We start from the raw sequence: 18515 nt of genomic DNA on the forward strand, positions 1-18515 counted from the left end.
GGTTATATTTAAATAATGATTTAGATACTTTATCCAATAGTTATATAAACAAATGCCAAATACAACCCTAACAAAATTATACCATCTCTCCAACCCAAGCGTAAGCCTTTAGGTATAAATACCAAAGGCAGAATGAGAAAGGATATTCCCAACATCCAAAAAATATCGTTTGTCAGTAGGCCTTGATCCATTACCCGTATCGGGGTAATAATTGAAGTTATACCTAAAACGGCTAGCAGATTAAATATATTGGATCCAATTAAATTACCTAAAGAAATAGCCTTTTCCTTTTTTATCACTGCTATTATTGAAGCCGCTAATTCTGGAATACTAGTACCTACGGAAACAATTGTAATCGCAATTACGCGTTCACTAACACCAAAAGCAGTAGCCATACCAACAGCACCATTAATCAATAACTCTGAACCACCCCAAAGAGCACCCCCCCCTAAACCTAAAAACAGTGCGGTTTTGTATAACGGTAACATTTGATCAGGTTCATCTTCTTCATCAATTACTGCCGGTTTTTGAAAACGCAATAAATACACCAAGAATAAGAAAAGAAAAATCACCATGGTAATACCTTCGTATTTCTCTAAAACTCCATCAAAATAAATAAAGAAGAAAAAGAGTAATGAGGCCAACATCATCACTGGCCAATCCGTTTTATAAAAACTTTTACTTACATCAATAGGGCTTAACAAAATTGTTATCGCTAGTACCAATCCTAAATTGGCAATATTAGATCCTACAACATTACCTAAAGCCAAATCCGGGAAACCGTCTAATGCAGCATTTATACTAACAATTAATTCTGGTGCCGAGGTAGCAAAAGAAACGACCGTCATACCTATAACAATTTTCGGAATCTTTAATTTTAGCGATAAATCGACAGCAGCTTTTAAAAGCCAATTACCACCGGCTATCAATAAAAACAGTCCGGTAAGAATAAATAGAAAGTTCTGCATGAAAAGAGTTTTTACAAATATAAATAGAAGAAATCTGTTGATCGGCAAGTATTGAGAGTATCTAAAAACTAAAATTATAGTTAAATAACTATTTTTATAGTTTCATAACTATAATTTTAGTTTACATTAGCCGAATAATCATATTTTAATGGAAAAATTAACCAATAAGGAAGAAGAAATCATGAAAATCCTTTGGCGCTTAAAAAAAGCGTTTGTCAAAGAAATCATGGAAGAAATAAACATAGAGAAGCCCCATTACAATACTCTTTCTACTATTGTACGAAATTTAGAGGAAAAGAACTTTGTAGGTTTTACAGCCTATGGAAAAACACATCAATATCACCCAATTGTAAGCAAAGAGAGTTATTATAAGGCTTATGTAAATGAAGACATGGTTGGGTATTTTGACAATTCTTATAAAAATATAGTATCCTTTTTTGCTAAGGAGGAAAAAATCTCCGTCGAAGAACTAAAGGAAATCATATCACTAATTGAAAACAGTAAATAAATGGAAGCACTATGCTACTATATATTAAAAGTAAGTTCTGTACTACTTCTATTTTTTAGTTGTTACCAACTATTTTTAAGGAAAGAAACCTTGTTTCAGTTTAATAGATTCTTTCTTCTTAGTGGACTTATTTTTTCGGTACTATTTCCATTATTATATATAACGAATACAATAAACGCGTCTTTACTTGATTTTACAGATACCGACGCAGCTATATCCACTTTGTCCGAATCCTCAACAATTAATGTTTTAAATCCCTATTCCTTACTAATATCACTATATCTAATCGGGGTTTTCATTTTATTCATCAAATTATTTAGACAAGGCTTAGATTTAAACAGAGTACTTCAAAAGGGTGAGCGTGTAAAATTACTGGCAACAGTTCACATTAAAACTAAAACCACTCTACAACCTTTCTCCTTTTTCAATAGAATCGTTTACAATCCCACACTACATTCAGAAAAAGAATTAGAAGCCATAGTAGCACACGAAGAAGTTCACGTTACTCAATTTCATTCTTTAGATATTATATTAATGGAAGTTTTTTTAATTATACAATGGATTAATCCTATTGTATGGCTATATCGAATAGCGGTTAAACAAAATTTAGAATTTCTTGCCGATACGGAAAATCATCAAATCAAAACCAACAAAAAAGCATATCAATACATCTTACTGCAAAGGGCAGTTGGAAATCATCATTTATCAATCGTCAATCCATTTTTTAATTCATTAATCAAAAAACGAATCATCATGATCAATCAACAAAAATCACACAAATTAAAAGCATTAAAGAGTTTATTAATTCTGCCATTTCTAGCCGTCTTTTTAGTAGGCTTCAATGTAAGGGAAGTTTATTCCTATAAGAATATTTCGCAATCCGATTCTATACAAAACACCATAGAACTCCTTATAGATAAAAATACTTCAGATTCAGAATTGTTAAAAATTAAAACAGATTTAGCCAAGGATGAATTTGATTTCTCATATACTACGGTTAGAAATAAAGATGGTGAAATAAAAAACATATCTATTGAAATTTCTGGTGGTAACAAGAAAAATGGAGAGTTTAGTAGCCAATACAATTCTGTTTCGGACAATGACACCATGGACCCAACCTATATATTAATAGATACGGAAAATAATAGTATTTCATTTAGAAGGGCAGAAGTAACTAATAGAGTAACTCACATAAAAAAGTCTGCACCTGGCAACAATAAAAAAATATCCATTAGTACTACTAATACTTCTACCAAAGACTACGACTTTAAAATAGTAGAAAAAGAAGGAAACGGATTTATGTTTATTACTACAGATGGCGACGAAGAACCATTATTTTATATTGATGGAAAAAAAAGTGACGCCAAAGCGCTAAAAGATTTAGCTGAAAGTACTATTAAATCTATGAATGTCATTAAAGGTGACAAGGCTATTAAAAAATATGGAGAAGAAGCAAAGCATGGGGTAATAGAAATAATTACAAAAGAATAATCATCTAAAAATTTTATTAAGGATTGACTTTAATGTAAATCCGGTGTTACTACAACATCGGATTTTTTTGATTTTAATGATGAAATAGCCTTTTTAATCATTTCTGATGATGAAATGTGCCTTAGTAATTAAAAAGTGTTCAAATACACCTCTATAATTGTTTCACAATTAAATTAAAAACTCATATTTACTATCATTTTAACAAAAATTTGTAGAGCAATGCTTTAATGTTATAACTAATAAAGTCTATTTACTTATAGTTTCGCAATTGATTACACTAATTTAACAAGTTTTATTTGCACTTCGAATTAAGCCCTTATATCTTTCACGTACAAACACTTAGATAACCTTTAATAACTAAAACCATTCATCATGATAGCTCTAATAAAACTATTGGTCGTATTAATTTTAAGTATCATTATTACGCTTGTTTTACATTAGGTTCTCTTATTCTTAAACAAAGGAAATATTGTGATTTAATTAATCGCTCTCTTATTTATGTACTTTTGCAATAAATAAAAACCTTGAACAAAGTAATTTACAAGCTACTTGCTAAGCTTAACAAAGCACTTTTACCTTCGTATAGTAAGCAACGATTAGATCTATCTAAAGCCAATAAATTTCAAATGGCGCTAATAGGTTGGCGTTATTTCATTACTACTAAGGCACTTGATTAATATTTTATCAGAGATTGTATCGAGTATCCATTAATTTTTGAAGACCCATTTAGAAATGTAAGTTCAATTAAAAAATTACATTGAACTATTTCACCTCCTAAGCGTTCTATCAACTTACATGCTGCATTTGCTGTACCACCAGTCGCAAGTACATCATCATGTACCAATACCTTATCTCCTTTTTTTATGGCATCTGTATGAATTTCGAGCGTATCTGTACCATATTCAAGATTATAGGTCTCGCTGAGTGTAGTAGATGGTAATTTTCCTGGTTTTCGTATAGGCACAAAACCAGCATTAAGCTTATTTGCGAGCATAGGCCCAAATATGAACCCCCTACTCTCCATACCAACAACCTTATCTATTTTTTGACCGTTCAATAAATTGAACAATGTATTAGTAGTTTCTTTTAGTGCATCAGGGTTTTGTAATAACAAAGTTATGTCCTTAAAAATCACTCCTTCCTTAGGAAAATTAGGTACATCTCGAATTAAGCTTCTTAAATCCATTTAATATAGTGCTCTTAATTTTGTGGTAAATGTAAAAAGAAATATATTTGCAGCCCGTTAAGGGAAATATTAACGGCCTCGTGGCGCAACTGAATAGCGCACTTGATTACGGCTCAAGAGGTTACTGGTTTGAATCCAGTCGAGGTCACTAAAGGGGATTTTCCACAAATTTGATGGAAAGTCCCCTTTTTTATTTCCTTCTTATTCATTGAAAATGAAGAGATTGCGTTAAAAATTTCATTGACCCGAAAAGTTTGATCCTAGAAAAAAAGCAATATAGCATGAAGAGAATATTAGTTCCTGTAGATTTTTCCAAGCCATCTGCACATGCATTGCATATTGCAGCATTAATCGCAAAACAACTACAAGCGGAAATTGTAGTACTTCATATGTTGGGAATTTCAGAAGCGGTACTTACTAAAAATGAAGCACAGGAATATGAAGAAGCGAAATATTATATGAACCTTGCTAGAAAACGTTTCAAACCTTTTTTGAAGAAACCTTATCTAGAGGATATTAAAGTAAGAGAAATAATTCAAAATTATAAAGATTTTAAGGAATTGAACAAAGTAGCTCAAGAACAGCATATAGATTTTATTGTAATGGGTTCGCATGGAACCAGCGGCATAGGTGATTTCTTCGTAGGATCCAATACCGAAAAAGTAGTACGGTCATCAGATGTTCCAGTTTTGGTGGTTAAAATGCCAAATCCAGATTTTAAGATTGAAAATATAGTATTCGCCTGCGATTTTACCGAAGATTCGGTATTAGCCTTCAAAAATGTTAAGGAATTTGCTACTAATTTTTCTGCGAAGTTGAACCTTGTTTATATTAATACGCCACATTACGATTTTAATAGTAACACCGAAATAGAAGAGCGTATATCAAAATTCTTCTATAAAGCAGGTACAAATGAACAAGAGGTAACAATTTACAATGATTATAGTGTAGAGCATGGTCTTATGAACTATTCTAAAAAGGGAAGTTATGATATACTGGCTATACCCACACGAGGCAGAAAGCCCATATTACATTTTCTATTAGGTAGCAGGAGTATTGGGGAAGATGTGGCCAACCATGCAAATCTACCTGTATTGACATTTAAAATATAAGTAGCATCGTAAAGTTTCAAATTTCTAAATTAATTAGTCTATTTCAATAGTAGGTCAATCTTTGCCAAAAGCATAAGTTCTGACTTATTTTTTCTTGAAAACGAATTGGCAATGGCATTAGTGGTCTTTTTAATCAACGATTTTATTTCTTGAGAAAAAACCTGAGGATGTTCTTCATAGAATTCTTTGAACTCTTTAAAACACTCCTCACTTGTCTTTTCATATTCTAGAAGCCAGTCGAAAACAATTTCAATTTGGTTTGCGGCATCAGTTCCATATCTATCGGTAAAGTCATCTACGTAAAGCCAATTCTCTTTTACAATTTCCTCAACTTTATCCCATTCTTTTAAATGTACACTACCATCACAAATAGCAACTGCATAAAACAATTTACCTAAGCTCTTATATAGTTCGTTCATCGTCTTATCTGTAATTTTCATTTTAAATTGATTTAAGTTGTACATTTTAAAAATATGATACAAATGCTAGAAATTCCATGATAAGAATCAGTTGTAATCTTTTATATTTGATATATGCGAGTTTTCAAAAAAAACAGTAATATTTTCAATCTTCTTTCAGAAGGTATTTCGGAAGGTATAATTGTTGTAAATACCGAAAAGGTTATCGTTGCAACCAATTCTTCAGCAATGGAAATGTTCGGTTATGAAAAAGATGAACTGATCGGGAAACACCTCGATATCCTTATCCCTAAAAGATACCATCATAACCATGATGCCCATGTTGAACACTTTATAGCAAAAAGTGGAAAACGTCAAATGGGACATGACCTCGATTTATTTGGCATTAGCAAAAACGGTAACGAATTTCCGGTTGAGGCTGGTCTAAATCCATTTGAACTTGATGGTACCACTTATGTAATGGCTTTAATTATCGATATTACAGAACGTAAACAAAAAGAAATAGAACTTAGTCACTGGGCGCGTATTTTTAACGAATCGCTGAACGAAATCTATGTTTTTGATGCTGTTACTTTCAAATTCGTCAATGTTAATAAAGAAGCACAGCGAAACTTAGGCTATACCATGGGGGAGCTGGTCAGTATGACCCCCGTGAACATCAAACCAAAATTAAGCCGACGTGAATTTAGAGAATTGATACAGCCTTTATTGAAAGGTGATTTGGAAAAACTAAAGTTTGAGACCATTCACGGAAGAAAAAATGGTTCATCCTATCCCGTAGAAGTACATCTACAACTATCAACTATAGGGGAAAACAAGGTTTTTGTAGCCATGATACTTGATATTACGGAGCGAAAAAACTACACCAAAAAACTCGAAAAAACTGTAGATGAACGCACCAAACAATTGACGGAGGCGCTAACTGTAGAAAAGGAGCTTAATGAATTAAAAACACGTTTTTTATCCTTGGTGTCGCACGAGTTCAAAACGCCTTTGAGCAGTATATTGACCTCAATTACGCTGTTGGGAAAATACACCCAGACAGAACAGCAAGAAAAGCGTGATAAGCATGTGTTCACGATTAAAAAAAAGGTAAAATACCTTGATAGCATTCTTAACGATTTTCTTTCCGTAGAACGATTGGATTCCGGTAAGATTAATTATAAGATAGAAACCTTTCTGCTTAGTAAAATAGTTAACGAAGTAATTTATGACGCCAACATGTTACTTAAAGCGGGACAAAAAATTCGATATCCCGAAAACATTGATGATATTATCATTCAATTCGACGAAAAAACATTGGTGCTGGCACTATCGAATCTAGTACATAATGCCATAAAATATTCCCCCGAAGATTCTGTTATAGATGTACAGGTAACCATCGAAGAAAATAAATTGTTATTAAAAATTATCGATGAGGGAATTGGAATTTCCGAAGAAGAACAAAAACATATTTTTAACCGTTATTTTAGAGCAGAAAATGCCCTTTTGACACAGGGTACCGGAATAGGCCTGAATATTGCAAAACAACACCTAGAAAACTTAGGTGCTGGCTTAGAATTTTCAAGTCAGTTAAATAAAGGGTCCATCTTTACGGTAAGTATACCCCAAGAACATAAAACCTAAAAAATGAAGACTATTCTACTTATTGAGGATGACAGAGCTTTACGCGAAAACACCGAAGAGCTTTTAGAGCTATCCGGGTATATGGTACTGACTGCTCCCAACGGTAAATTAGGAATAGAATTAGCCAAGGAAAAAATACCCGATTTAATCATATGTGATATTATGATGCCGATCATTGATGGCTATGGCGTTTTAGAAAATATATCTAAGGATGAAAAAACCAAACAGATTCCTTTTATCTTCTTATCAGCTAAAACAGAACAAAAAGAAATTGAAAAAGGAATAAAACTTGGCGCAGACGATTATCTAACCAAACCGTTTGAAGAAGAAGACATCATTAGCACCATAGAGAGCCAGCTGGCTAAAGCTAAACTTATGACCGGTAAGCATGACAAAACATTAAACGACCATGGCGTTTCAGAAGATGAATTACAATCTTTGAACGAACTTTAGAACTTTTTTGCGTTTAACTTCTTTTCTGAACAATTTTCCATATAGAGAATCGCTTACGGTTATTGTACCAACAGAACTAGCAGCAATTTCTAATAAAAAGTCTCAAGAAAATTTTAGGAAGAAACAATACTATTTCTTTAGAATTGATGAAATTTTTGACAGAGAACAATATAGTTTTAAAGATACTATTACCATAAATGGCCAATAGTTCGATGCAAAATAAAGCGGCACAGTCATGTTTGCTATTCGCAGATAACATAAACACGAAACCAGTAGAATCCATTAAAATATCATGTAAACATTTGGCACGTGTTACCGGCATTAGCACTGAAATCCTTGAACTATAAATTAGATATAGTAAATCAGAAAATTATTTTAACTGATTAATATCATATATTCATTTCTTTCGCTTGCTTAAATTTGTGGCGCAACGCCTGTGAATGAAATACATTTTATTACCCACGGATTTTTCGGCCAATTCTTGGAATGCTTTAGAATATGCGATACGGTTCTTTAAAAGTGAGAACTGCACTTTCTATATTTTACACATTGGTGAGTTAAAAGACTCTGGTGTGAATGGTAATTCTTTTACTTTTCCTACCAATAAGATGTTCTCTACAATTAAGAAAAAAATTGACACATTTTCTTTACGCGTTGAGCGTTTGCTCACCCACCAAAAACATCATCTTGTTTTACTTCACGAATATGGTAATTTTATAGATATTATACGAAAAACGGTATATGAAAAAAAAATTGACCTTATCGTTATGGGCACAAAAGGGACATCGGGCTTAAGAACGGCTATTGTTGGTAGTAACACAGGTGATGTTATTACCAAAGTTATCTGTAATGTATTGGTAATACCCGAAAATGCATCGATTACAAAACCAAAGAATATCGCATTCGCAACCGATTATAATATCTTTTATACCCACCCCATATTAAATACCCTTTCAGATCAGCTACGAATCTCGAAGGCCAATTTTAATATACTAAATGTATCGCACTCCAATGGATTTCTTACAGGCACTCAAGAAAAAAATAAAGAATATTTAAAAGATTATATAGAAGAAATATTTGTGGGTACACTTAAGTTTCATAGTGTAACCAATGAAAACATCAAGGAAGCAATTCTAAAATTTGTTGACGATAACCAAATAGAAATGCTAACGATGGTAGCCAAAAACCTTAACTTTTTTCAGCAACTATTATTCGATACGACTATTGAAAAGCTAAGTTTTCATACAACAATACCAATATTTGTACTTCATGAGTAAGATACTAAATTCTTGAACTGACCAAAATCATAGTTTTTAGTCATTATCGACACTATTTTTCTTGAAATGTAAAAAAGAAAGACCGTTGAAAAAGATTTTAATTCCTACTGATTTTTCCAAGAACTCAAAGAATTCCATTCGTTATGCAGTGGACTTATTTAAAGAAACTCCTTGTCATTTTTTTATTCTATATGTCAATATAGAAGGTTCAAACGTTAAGGAAAAGCCCGTTTATGAGTTTGGCACGAATGTTCTGGTAGAAATTGAACCCAAGGCAATCAATCAAAAGGTAATGGACTTGGAGAAATTTATTACGTCGCTATCGTCAAAAAAAGAACATCATCATTTTACGACAATGCGTGAACAGGGTTACTTTCTAACAACTATCCGCAGGCATATTGAAGAAAAAAAAATTGATCTTATCGTTATGGGTACTCGAGGTGCATCGGAACTTAAAGAATTCTTTATCGGCACCCGTTCGGGAGATGTAATTACAAAAGTAGAATGTGATGTATTGGTGGTTCCTGACAAAGTAAAATTCAAGAATTTCAAACAAGTAGTAATTCCTATTGATTTTGAAGCTGATTTTGACGATTCTATTTTAAAGAAAATAGCAAATAACATTACCTCAGAGAAAGCACAAATTAAATTACTTTATGTTACAAAGTCACAAATTCCGCTTTTTGATGAAATAGAAATACAACAAAAACAATTGGTAAAGCTGCTTTCAGAAAAATTACCAAATCCGATTAGTTTTCACAGGGTTGTATCTAAAAAAATAGAAGATGGTATTCAAATTTTCGCAGAAAGCATGAGTGCCAATCTAATTATAATGATTTCAAAGGATTATGGCCTAATTCAAAGGTTATTCTTAGACACTACGGTAGAAGAGGTAAGTTTTAATACGAGCATTCCACTTTTGTCGCTTCAGGGATAAAAAATACCTATTCCTATTCTACTACCTATATCCGTAATGACATATATCATAGGTATTAGGCTATGATAGAGATATTTTTAAGTAATCATTAAAAAAAATGCTATGACCACCATTTTGATTCCTACCGATTTTTCGCATAATGCCATGCATGCAATAAAATATGCTTTACAACTGTACAAATGCGAACGCACTGATTTCTATTTTTTACATGCCTATGCCGATGAGGTATACGGGCCCTTTAAAGAGAATGGGGGGAAGTCGATAGAAAAGCAAAAAGAAATCACTAGAATAAATGTAGATCAGGCACTTAAAAATACAATAGCCGAACTTACTGAAAAATATCACAATCCAAAACACAGTTTTGAAGCCGTATCATCCTTTGAATCTTTGGTCGATGCGGTCAATGATTTTGCCAACCAAATAAATGTGGATCTTCTAATTATGGGTACCCAAGGCAAGACTGCTGACAAAAAAATTACGTTTGGCAGCCATACGGTTCAAGTATTCAAATATGTCTCTTGCCCCGTTTTGGCTGTTCCTGAAAACTACGAATATCAACAACCTAAAAAAATCCTATTTCCTACTGACTACATGTTGCCGTATAAACGTAGAGAACTAAAGCTTTTGAATACTTTGGCCGCTGAGTTTAAATCGGAAGTTCATTGTCTTTATATTTCTAATTTTGAAGATTTAAGCCTAAGACAAATTGACAACAAACGGTTCTTACAAGAATCTTTACCCGATGCCTACCTGTTCTATGAACGTACGCCTGTTAAAAATAAAGGCGAGGCCATTATGGAATATATTTTTGAAAAGAACATCAATCTTTTGGTAATGGTCAAAGCCAGGCACTCCTTTCTTGAAGATATGCTATACCGATCCACGGTAGACGATATTGGGTTACACCCTAAAATTCCATTTATGGTCATGCAGAACTTGCCCAGATAATATTTAACTCCTGTACTATGAAAAAGATACTTTTGCCTACAGATTTCTCAAATAACGCTTGGAACGCCATTTGTTATGCCCTTGAATTTTTTAAAACTGAGAAATGCGAATTTCAAATACTACACACGTACACCCCAACCTTCTATCGCTTCGATTATATGATGGGCGGGCCCACTTTTAGCGCAATACCAGATTTGGGCGTAGATATTGCACAGGCAGGTTTAGATAAAACTTTAGTGGATATAAAACTAAAATTCAATAACCCTAATCATACATTCAAAACCCTTTCTGCATTTAACACATTAACCAATGAGATCTTGGAACTTTCAGAAACCAAAAACTTTGATTTGGTCGTAATGGGAACACAGGGAGCAACTGGTGCCAAGGAAATTTTTCTTGGAACACATACCGTTCATGTCATTAGAAAGTCAAAGATTCCTATTTTGGTTGTTCCTGTTGGTTATGGGTTTAAAGAAATAAAATCTATTATTTTCCCTACCGATTATGGACAATTATATAATGAAAAAGTATTAAATCTCTTAATTATGCTCTCAAATACCCACAACTCAAAATTAACCGTATTACATGTAAAGCAAGAGTATAATTTAGTCGATGAACAGAAGGTGAATAAAAAGGCGCTAATGGATTATTTAAAAAATATTAATACCGACTTCGTAGAAGAAAGAGGAAAATTGATGCCCGAGGCAATCCGTACATATATTGAAGAACACCAATCGGGACTTTTGGTAATGGTGAGCAGAAAACATTCGTTTTTAGAAAGGTTAATAGTAAAATCGAATGTGGATTTTATTGGATACCATACTGAAATTCCCTTTTTGGTTATACCAGAAATTTCAGAGTAACACTTTAAAAGAAATAGATGATTAATGGAATCTTTTACCAAACAATTTTTTAGATATTCTAATTGACAAGCAGCACAAGCTCATGTTTAATTTATTCGGGATAGTAAAGGCATCAGTATAGGGGTGAATTAAAATTATTTATATAAGGCACTTTACGCGATATCCTATTAATATAAGTTGACCAATATCAATCGAAATCGACATACGATTATTTTAATTTGAACAATAATTTAACTTTATGGTAAAAGAGGTAGTTTTAGGAATTGACATTGGTGGTAGCCTTACTAAGGTTGGCCTCGTTACTAGAGAAGGGAATATTTTAGAAAAGACCGTTTTCAAAACCAATGCTCAAAATCCGTTTCCAAGTTTTATGGAAAAACTAAAATTGGAAGTGGAAACTCTTCTTCAACAATGGGAAGGAGAAATAAAGCTATTTTCTATAGGTATTGGTGCACCCAATGCCAACCCATACACAGGGCAAATTGAAAACCCTCCGAACCTGAAATGGGGTAAGAACACTCCGATTTCAAAGATTATCAATCAAACTTTTAAATTACCCGTATCACTAGCGAACGATGCAAATGCAGCTGCTTTAGGAGAAATGCTTTTTGGCGCTGCAAAAGGAATGAAAAATTTTGTGGCATTGACTTTAGGTACAGGACTTGGAAGCGGAATCATTATAGATGGCAAACTATTAATTGGAGAACATGGTGCTGCAGGAGAAATAGGTCATGTAAATGTTGACCCGAACGGCAGAATGTGTAATTGTGGTTTACAGGGTTGTTTGGAAACCTATGCATCGGTAACCGGCATCAAAAGAACCGTTTTTGAGTTAATGGCAGATATGTGTGAAAATTCGCCGTTACGTGCCCTTAGTTTTGAAGATATGACCGGAACGGATATTTCAGACGCTGCTCTGAAAGGAGATTTAATAGCATTAACTGCTTTTAAAAAAACAGGGGAAGTTCTTGGAAACAAAATGGCAGATACCGTTGCCCATTTAGACCCAGAGGCCTTTATACTATCGGGCGGACTAAGCAAGGCAGGCGATATTCTACTACAACCAATAAAAACCCACATGGAGAAATATCTTTTTAATGCTTATAAAGGCAAAATTAAGATACTATTATCAACCGCTACAAGTGCCGATGCAGTGTTAGGCCCTGCTGCATTGGCATGGTTAGAATTAGGGAATACTTCAAATGTATGATTATTGTCATTTGAAAAAATTCTAAGCACGTCTACATTTAGGCTTAAATCAATGTAAAAAATGAAAAACATACTGATTCCTACAGATTTTTCTGAAAATGCATGGAATGCCCTTATTTACGGAACATCATTGTTCAAAAAAATTAATTGCACTTTTTATTTGGTTCATGTAAATCCTATTCAACCATACTCGGGTAGTAAAACCAACATGTTCTTACCTCCAGAAATACTTGAAGAAAGCATTTTAAATGAAAGCAGGAAAAAATTAAAATCATTAATGGAAAAGATTCAAAAATTACCGCCAAATATGAAGCATACATTTGAAACCAAAGCTATGTATGGTTTTTTTACAGATTATGTAAAACAAGAAGTAATTGATAAAAACATTGATTTAATTATTATGGGCACCAAAGGAGCATCGGGCCTAAAAGCTGTTTCTTTAGGTAGCAATACAGGTAATATTATCAGCAAAGTGCCGTGCGCAGTATTAGCAGTACCAGAAAATGCAAAATATAGCGATCCAAAAGAAATAGGTTTTCCTACCGATTTTCTTTTAGGGTATGATACCAAGGTGATGAAAAAAATAAAAGAGTTTGTTATGATGCATGATTCTGCTATACGCTTTTTATATGTTACATCTAAAGGAAATGGGCTTAGTCTAGACCAATTAAAAAATCGTGAATTTTTAAAAGACCTTTTTACTGATATAGCCTATTCATTTCATACCCTAACGGCAAAAAAACTTGACATAGCCGTTCAGCATTTTGTTGAAAGTTGCAATTTAGATATAATTGTAATGGTTGCAAAAAACCTAAATTTTATAGAACGTATTCTGTTTAGACCAAAGGTTGAAAAAATTAGTTACCATTTAAATGTTCCATTTTTGGTAATTCATGAATAAAATTTGCAAAACACAAAAGGTTCAAATCTTTCTCCAAGTAACATTTTAATAAACCATTGGGCCATTCTCTAAAATCGTAGATAAACTATTAATACAAATTACAATTAGGTATGTGATTTTACGATTTGAATTAAATCGTTCTTTTGCAATACCCCAGACTGTCGCCAAAGCTGTTTCCCATTTTTGAACAATAGCATGGTAGGGACCCCTCGAACTTGATATTTAGCAGCTATCGATTGATTCTTGTCCACATCAATTTTGACAATTTTAATGGTTTCGCCCATTTCATCCTTTACTTGTTTTAAAATAGGGCCCAACATTTTACATGGTCCACACCAATCTGCATAAAAATCCACAAGAACTGGAGTTTCAGATTCTATAATTTTGGAAAAACTACTTTTCATCTATTTCTAATTTAAACACTAAAATAGTTTAAAGTATACTTTGGCAAACTGACCAATGTCATGGCTATTAGCTTTATCCTTCACTAATTTTATTTCGCAATCAAAAAATATTTTAGAATGATACGAATTCTTTTACCTACCGATTTTTCTGAAAATTCCTTAAAAGCGATTCGATATGCATTAAAGGTATATAAAGACATAAAAACTACATTTTATTTGCTTCATACCTATACCCCACCAGTCTATCAGACCGAATACGTTATTGGTAGCCCGGGCCAAATTGGTTTAGGTGATGTTTTACAAGAAAGTAGCATGACCCAATTAGAAAAATTGAAAAGTGAGTTAGAACATGAATTCCCAAACCCTAATCATACTTTTATTGCTCATTCCGCTTTTAATACGCTAATAAATGAGGTTTTAGAAACCGTTGCGGCAGAAAATATAGATGTTATAATAATGGGAACAAAGGGCGTTACCGGCGCTACAGAAATTTTATTTGGCACATATACGGTTCATGTAATCAAAAAAGCAAAGTGTCCTATAATTGCAGTTCCCCCAAATTTTAAATATGAAGCTCCTAAAGAAATATTATTCCCTACCGATTATGAAATTGAATATAAGAAAGGGAATATGCAGACTTTGTTGACAATTGCCACACAACATAAATCAAGAATTAATGTAATGCACGTACGAACGGGGTATGACCTTACTTCGAATCAAGAAAAGCAAAAAGCAGCGCTTGAAAAATTATTAGGAAACCAGGCATTGTTTCATGAATTACCTGATAACGGTATCATAGAAGCAATCAATGAATTTCAGATAAAACAGAAGATTAACCTACTAGTGATGGTAAAGAATAAACACACTTTTTTAGAACGATTGTTTATTGAACCAATTATTAAAAAAATAGGATTGCATATTACTGTTCCCTTTATGGTACTCCCTCAAAATTAAAAATATTATGAAGAATATACTCGTCGCTTCAGATTTTTCTAACAACGCCTACTGTGCACTCTTCTATGCTACAAAACTATTGGCATCAAAATCATGCACTTTCCATCTATTGAATGTTTACAACGAGTTAACACCTTTACAAGGCAAAAAATCCAAATTGTTAGTTGGTAAAAAACTACTAGAAAAACTAAAAATTGAATCTGAGGAAAATTTAACAAAGACAATGCATAAAATTGTATTGGACAATGATAACCCAAAACATCAATTTCAGACCATATCAAAGAAAGGAATTCTATCAAAGATTATTACTAAAACAATTGATAAGCTGCATATAGATTTGGTCGTAATGGGCAATAAAGGCGTTACAGATGCAGCTGATATTTTCTTTGGAAGCAATACGATACAGGTCGCAAACATAATTAACAAGTGTCCTATTCTTGCAATTCCTGGTGAAATGGATTTCAAGGAACCTAAGGAAATAGCTTTTGTAACTGATTTCAAGAAAGGGTGTGCTAAAAAATCAATAGAACCCTTACTCTTCATAACCTCTTTATTTAAAGCTAAAATAAGAGTATTGCATATAACGGAAGAAGAAATTTTAAATACCGAACAAGAATCTAACCGAAAATTGTTGGATATCTGTCTAAAGGATATCGACCATATTTTTCATTGGAGACAATTATCTAACGACAAAGCTAAGGTCATTCAGGCATTTATCGAAAAATTGAATGTAGACCTATATTCAATGGTTAATCAAAAACATAACCTTTTTGAAAAACTGACCCATGAACCGGTTATCAAAGATGTAAGCATGTATTCAGAAACCCCGTTTTTAATTCTTCCAGCGCAAGACTGATTATAATCATAGTTATAATATAAATCATAAAATATATTTACTATAGAAACCTCAAATAATTTAAAAATGGACAAGAGAATATTAGTACCTACCGATTTTTCAAAAAACGCCCTTAATGCTGCGAGGTATGCGCTTAATCTTTATAAAGAAATTAAATGTGAATTTTACTTTTTAAACGTTTTTAGGTTGGATAGTTATAGCACCGACAACCTATTGATCCCTGAACCCGGTAGTGCGGAATATGAAGCCGGAAAGACTAGATCAGAAGAAGAGTTAGATAAACTATTGGATATTCTAAAGCTACACCATGACAATTTGAAACATTCGTACCATACCATTTCTAAATTTAATTTTTTAGCAGAAGCTTTAAAGCAGATAATTGATGAAAAAGATATCGATTTAGTAGTTATGGGCACCCAAGGAGCAACAGGTGTCAAAGGTCAAATTTTTGGAAGCAATACGGTTAACGCCATGGAGAAAATTAGGAAATGTCCTGTTTTGGCCGTTCCGGAAGATGTTCGGTTTTCCTCGCCCAAAGAAATAGTATTCCCTACTGATTATAAGACCGCCTTTAAACGTAAAGAATTGGGTTATCTAATTGAAATCTCAAAAATGCACGGCACTGCAATCCGAGTATTATATATAGCAAAAAATGCAGAATTGAATGATGAACAAATAAACAATCAGAAATTACTTGGAGATATATTAGGGAACTTAAACCATAGTTTTCATACACTCTCTAAAAAAGATGTTTCAGATGGTTTAACCGGTTTTGTCGAAAGTAGGGACAGTGATATGATAGCGTTCATTAATCATAAGCACTATTTCTTCAGCAGCATATTTTCTAAACCTTTGGTCAAGGAAATAGGATATAATGCTACCGTTCCCATTTTAGCCTTACATTAATTACAAAAAAATGATGAGGCATAAGGGAATTTGAATTAAGACCTTACTAAATTTGTTACTAATCAATTTTATTACAGCTGAATTTCTGATTTGACTATTAAAACAAAAGTTGTAAAATTTACCCTTTGCGTTTGCCCTAAATGAATTAGGACTATGTTTTAATTATAAATAGACCATCGCCGTTAAGGTATTTCTTTATCATTCAAAGCCTACACTCTAGGGGCATTATTATGTAAATTAAGAAGTTTATTTGCTTTAAAGAAAATTAGTTTTCAAATAAAGGAAACAGAAAATTATCACTTAAATTTTGGTTCCTGACCTATATCATTGTGTGCTTTTTTATTGGGCGCTAGTTTTAATAAATTGACCCAACAACAATGGAAAAAGAACAGATAAGTACAAGCCAGAAGAACAATTGTGTAGAAGAACTTCATTGGAAAACACAGCAATGGAAATCACACTTTCAAATCATGGATGATGAACTGATTCTAGCCGAACGTCTCTTAGATAGTCAAATTTTTAGGCCTAAAACGCGAAATCTTTTTGAGCGTATACAGGAATACAAAAAACGAATCAAGAAAATTAAGGACACCAAAAAAGGACTTCTCATTGATATTTCTATTCATGAAAATAATTTAGGTGGTATGTTAGAATACACCGATAATGAATTTGAATTAAGCTTTTACCGAAACCATGACAAATTACAGAATGAAGTAGATTCTTGTTTTAAAACTTTTCAAAAACTGAAATTAGAAATTTTCAACTATACTGGTGGTTTTTTAGACATATATAACTTAAAAGGCATATAATATTTTTTCTTTCAACTTCAAAAGAAACTGACCAATGTCATTTTCAATATACATGTATTACTATACATTAGAATTAGTATTTATAACATTTGAAATATCCAATAAAATGAAATATACCTACATAGATTCGTATAGTACCGAAGATATGCATGAGCAATCTAAAAAGTGGTTTTCAGAACTTTCTTTTATTAAAGATGAGCAACATTTTCTAATTAACTTAATTCATTCTTTTGCGATTAAACCTATAGACAAAAAAGAATTTTCGAAAACAGAAGCTTTCAGAAAAGATATAGAAGAAAACCAAAAAATATTAAATCCTATCTTAAAACAAGTTCAAAAACATATGAACCAGTTAGAGATTATGATAGATGATGTAAATCAGTTAGAAATGGAGAAAGCCTACAGGAAGTCACACAAAAAACTATTTCAAAAGGTGAACCAATATCTTTTAGAATATAGAACTATAAAAGAAAGAGGTTTTGCGAAATTATCGTTCATACTTAAATCAACAAAACAGAAAAAAGCTTTAGGTAACCCCGATTACCAAGTTAGAACTGTCAAAAATGAAAAAATTAATTCATGAAAATACTTTCAACAATAACACAAGAACATAATAAAGTTAGCGAAAGATTATATCAAATTTATTTTACTCACAAAAAATAGAAAATATTTAGAAAACAACGATACT

The 18515-nt window shown here is 32.6% G+C and carries 22 protein-coding genes and 1 tRNA gene; 19 read left to right on the forward strand and 4 right to left on the reverse strand.

Annotated features, from left to right (window positions below):
• Positions 1–29: 29 nt before the first annotated feature.
• Positions 30–968, reverse strand: a complete 939-nt coding sequence (locus AACZ49_RS03885; protein ID WP_339651854.1) for a calcium/sodium antiporter — start codon at positions 966–968, stop codon at positions 30–32.
• Between the two features lie 148 nt (positions 969–1116).
• On the opposite strand from AACZ49_RS03885, the gene AACZ49_RS03890 reads away from it, so the two are divergent.
• The 3 genes from AACZ49_RS03890 to AACZ49_RS03900 all read left to right on the forward strand — a co-directional run bounded on the left by AACZ49_RS03890 (position 1117) and on the right by AACZ49_RS03900 (position 3644).
• Positions 1117–1476 carry a BlaI/MecI/CopY family transcriptional regulator gene (locus tag AACZ49_RS03890; RefSeq protein WP_339651857.1) on the forward strand — a complete coding sequence of 120 codons (360 nt, stop codon included), beginning with the start codon at positions 1117–1119 and terminating at the stop codon, positions 1474–1476.
• Positions 1477–2967 (forward strand): M56 family metallopeptidase, encoded by a 1491-nt coding sequence (locus tag AACZ49_RS03895; protein WP_339651860.1) that lies wholly within the window; start codon positions 1477–1479, stop codon positions 2965–2967.
• Positions 2968–3491: 524 nt separating this feature from the next.
• The gene (locus AACZ49_RS03900; RefSeq protein ID WP_339651862.1) at positions 3492–3644 is read left to right on the forward strand and encodes an SsrA-binding protein; all 153 of its coding nucleotides are present in this window, start codon (positions 3492–3494) and stop codon (positions 3642–3644) included.
• On the opposite strand, the gene AACZ49_RS03905 is transcribed toward AACZ49_RS03900, so the two are convergent.
• On the reverse strand, positions 3641–4153 hold the full coding sequence (locus AACZ49_RS03905; protein ID WP_339651864.1) for an adenine phosphoribosyltransferase: 513 nt from the start codon (positions 4151–4153) through the stop codon (positions 3641–3643). The two genes, AACZ49_RS03900 and AACZ49_RS03905, sit on opposite strands and share 4 nt — an antisense overlap.
• 74 nt (positions 4154–4227) lie before the next feature.
• Between AACZ49_RS03905 and AACZ49_RS03910 the strand changes: the two genes are divergently transcribed.
• Positions 4228–4301: transfer RNA gene (locus tag AACZ49_RS03910), tRNA-Arg, on the forward strand.
• 133 nt (positions 4302–4434) lie between these two features.
• Positions 4435–5265: a universal stress protein gene (locus AACZ49_RS03915; RefSeq protein WP_339651867.1), complete on the forward strand. Its 831-nt coding sequence runs from the start codon at positions 4435–4437 to the stop codon at positions 5263–5265.
• A gap of 38 nt (positions 5266–5303) precedes the next feature.
• Here the strand turns inward: AACZ49_RS03915 and AACZ49_RS03920 are convergent, their stop codons facing one another.
• Positions 5304–5705, reverse strand: a complete 402-nt coding sequence (locus AACZ49_RS03920) for a hypothetical protein (RefSeq protein ID WP_339651870.1) — start codon at positions 5703–5705, stop codon at positions 5304–5306.
• Positions 5706–5798: 93 nt separating this feature from the next.
• Between AACZ49_RS03920 and AACZ49_RS03925 the strand changes: the two genes are divergently transcribed.
• The 9 genes from AACZ49_RS03925 to AACZ49_RS03965 all read left to right on the forward strand — a co-directional run bounded on the left by AACZ49_RS03925 (position 5799) and on the right by AACZ49_RS03965 (position 13898).
• Complete coding sequence (locus tag AACZ49_RS03925) at positions 5799–7310, forward strand: PAS domain-containing sensor histidine kinase (RefSeq protein ID WP_339651873.1); 1512 nt, start codon at positions 5799–5801, stop codon at positions 7308–7310.
• Positions 7311–7313: 3 nt separating this feature from the next.
• On the forward strand, positions 7314–7763 hold the full coding sequence (locus tag AACZ49_RS03930; protein ID WP_339651876.1) for a response regulator: 450 nt from the start codon (positions 7314–7316) through the stop codon (positions 7761–7763).
• Between the two features lie 7 nt (positions 7764–7770).
• Positions 7771–7971, forward strand: coding sequence for a hypothetical protein (locus tag AACZ49_RS03935; RefSeq protein ID WP_339651879.1), 201 nt, complete (start codon positions 7771–7773; stop codon positions 7969–7971).
• A gap of 232 nt (positions 7972–8203) precedes the next feature.
• Positions 8204–9040 carry a universal stress protein gene (locus AACZ49_RS03940; protein ID WP_339651882.1) on the forward strand — a complete coding sequence of 279 codons (837 nt, stop codon included), beginning with the start codon at positions 8204–8206 and terminating at the stop codon, positions 9038–9040.
• Between the two features lie 85 nt (positions 9041–9125).
• The gene (locus AACZ49_RS03945) at positions 9126–9977 is read left to right on the forward strand and encodes a universal stress protein (RefSeq protein ID WP_339651885.1); all 852 of its coding nucleotides are present in this window, start codon (positions 9126–9128) and stop codon (positions 9975–9977) included.
• Positions 9978–10079: 102 nt separating this feature from the next.
• A complete protein-coding gene (locus tag AACZ49_RS03950) occupies positions 10080–10925 on the forward strand; it encodes a universal stress protein (protein WP_339651887.1) in 846 nt (281 codons plus the stop codon).
• 17 nt (positions 10926–10942) lie between these two features.
• Positions 10943–11788 carry a universal stress protein gene (locus AACZ49_RS03955; protein WP_339651889.1) on the forward strand — a complete coding sequence of 282 codons (846 nt, stop codon included), beginning with the start codon at positions 10943–10945 and terminating at the stop codon, positions 11786–11788.
• A gap of 238 nt (positions 11789–12026) precedes the next feature.
• Entirely contained in the window at positions 12027–12998 is a 972-nt protein-coding gene (locus AACZ49_RS03960) for an ROK family protein (protein ID WP_339651892.1), read from the forward strand.
• 60 nt (positions 12999–13058) lie between these two features.
• Entirely contained in the window at positions 13059–13898 is an 840-nt protein-coding gene (locus AACZ49_RS03965; RefSeq protein WP_339651895.1) for a universal stress protein, read from the forward strand.
• Positions 13899–14002: 104 nt separating this feature from the next.
• Here the strand turns inward: AACZ49_RS03965 and trxA are convergent, their stop codons facing one another.
• Positions 14003–14302, reverse strand: coding sequence for a thioredoxin (gene trxA, locus AACZ49_RS03970; RefSeq protein ID WP_339651896.1), 300 nt, complete (start codon positions 14300–14302; stop codon positions 14003–14005).
• A gap of 117 nt (positions 14303–14419) precedes the next feature.
• Here trxA and AACZ49_RS03975 point away from each other — a divergent pair, with 117 nt between their 5' ends.
• From AACZ49_RS03975 to AACZ49_RS03995, 5 genes are all read left to right on the forward strand, one after another.
• Entirely contained in the window at positions 14420–15256 is an 837-nt protein-coding gene (locus AACZ49_RS03975; protein WP_339651899.1) for a universal stress protein, read from the forward strand.
• 7 nt (positions 15257–15263) lie between these two features.
• Positions 15264–16112: a universal stress protein gene (locus AACZ49_RS03980; protein WP_339651902.1), complete on the forward strand. Its 849-nt coding sequence runs from the start codon at positions 15264–15266 to the stop codon at positions 16110–16112.
• A 66-nt stretch (positions 16113–16178) separates the two neighbouring features.
• Complete coding sequence (locus AACZ49_RS03985; RefSeq protein ID WP_339651904.1) at positions 16179–17018, forward strand: universal stress protein; 840 nt, start codon at positions 16179–16181, stop codon at positions 17016–17018.
• A gap of 377 nt (positions 17019–17395) precedes the next feature.
• Positions 17396–17827, forward strand: a complete 432-nt coding sequence (locus tag AACZ49_RS03990) for a hypothetical protein (protein WP_339651906.1) — start codon at positions 17396–17398, stop codon at positions 17825–17827.
• A 34-nt stretch (positions 17828–17861) separates the two neighbouring features.
• The gene (locus tag AACZ49_RS03995; protein WP_339651908.1) at positions 17862–18410 is read left to right on the forward strand and encodes a hypothetical protein; all 549 of its coding nucleotides are present in this window, start codon (positions 17862–17864) and stop codon (positions 18408–18410) included.
• Positions 18411–18515 lie beyond the last annotated feature (105 nt).

Origin of the sequence: uncultured Maribacter sp. (assembly GCF_963975365.1) — a bacterium.
Lineage (GTDB): Bacteria > Bacteroidota > Bacteroidia > Flavobacteriales > Flavobacteriaceae > Maribacter.

Bases quoted from the DNA above. Each gene is read 5' to 3' on its own strand.
- AACZ49_RS03955 (WP_339651889.1), top strand. From the start codon at position 10,943: ATGAAAAAGATACTTTTGCCTACAGATTTCTCAAATAACGCTTGGAAC.
- AACZ49_RS03975 (WP_339651899.1), top strand. From the start codon at position 14,420: ATGATACGAATTCTTTTACCTACCGATTTTTCTGAAAATTCCTTAAAA.
- AACZ49_RS03995 (WP_339651908.1), top strand. From the start codon at position 17,862: ATGTCATTTTCAATATACATGTATTACTATACATTAGAATTAGTATTT.
- AACZ49_RS03915 (WP_339651867.1), top strand. From the start codon at position 4,435: ATGAAGAGAATATTAGTTCCTGTAGATTTTTCCAAGCCATCTGCACAT.
- AACZ49_RS03985 (WP_339651904.1), top strand. From the start codon at position 16,179: ATGGACAAGAGAATATTAGTACCTACCGATTTTTCAAAAAACGCCCTT.
- trxA (WP_339651896.1), bottom strand. From the start codon at position 14,302: ATGAAAAGTAGTTTTTCCAAAATTATAGAATCTGAAACTCCAGTTCTT.
- AACZ49_RS03885 (WP_339651854.1), bottom strand. From the start codon at position 968: ATGCAGAACTTTCTATTTATTCTTACCGGACTGTTTTTATTGATAGCC.
- AACZ49_RS03980 (WP_339651902.1), top strand. From the start codon at position 15,264: ATGAAGAATATACTCGTCGCTTCAGATTTTTCTAACAACGCCTACTGT.
- AACZ49_RS03930 (WP_339651876.1), top strand. From the start codon at position 7,314: ATGAAGACTATTCTACTTATTGAGGATGACAGAGCTTTACGCGAAAAC.
- AACZ49_RS03925 (WP_339651873.1), top strand. From the start codon at position 5,799: ATGCGAGTTTTCAAAAAAAACAGTAATATTTTCAATCTTCTTTCAGAA.
- AACZ49_RS03965 (WP_339651895.1), top strand. From the start codon at position 13,059: ATGAAAAACATACTGATTCCTACAGATTTTTCTGAAAATGCATGGAAT.
- AACZ49_RS03895 (WP_339651860.1), top strand. From the start codon at position 1,477: ATGGAAGCACTATGCTACTATATATTAAAAGTAAGTTCTGTACTACTT.
- AACZ49_RS03940 (WP_339651882.1), top strand. From the start codon at position 8,204: ATGAAATACATTTTATTACCCACGGATTTTTCGGCCAATTCTTGGAAT.
- AACZ49_RS03960 (WP_339651892.1), top strand. From the start codon at position 12,027: ATGGTAAAAGAGGTAGTTTTAGGAATTGACATTGGTGGTAGCCTTACT.
- AACZ49_RS03920 (WP_339651870.1), bottom strand. From the start codon at position 5,705: ATGAAAATTACAGATAAGACGATGAACGAACTATATAAGAGCTTAGGT.
- AACZ49_RS03950 (WP_339651887.1), top strand. From the start codon at position 10,080: ATGACCACCATTTTGATTCCTACCGATTTTTCGCATAATGCCATGCAT.
- AACZ49_RS03990 (WP_339651906.1), top strand. From the start codon at position 17,396: ATGGAAAAAGAACAGATAAGTACAAGCCAGAAGAACAATTGTGTAGAA.
- AACZ49_RS03905 (WP_339651864.1), bottom strand. From the start codon at position 4,153: ATGGATTTAAGAAGCTTAATTCGAGATGTACCTAATTTTCCTAAGGAA.
- AACZ49_RS03890 (WP_339651857.1), top strand. From the start codon at position 1,117: ATGGAAAAATTAACCAATAAGGAAGAAGAAATCATGAAAATCCTTTGG.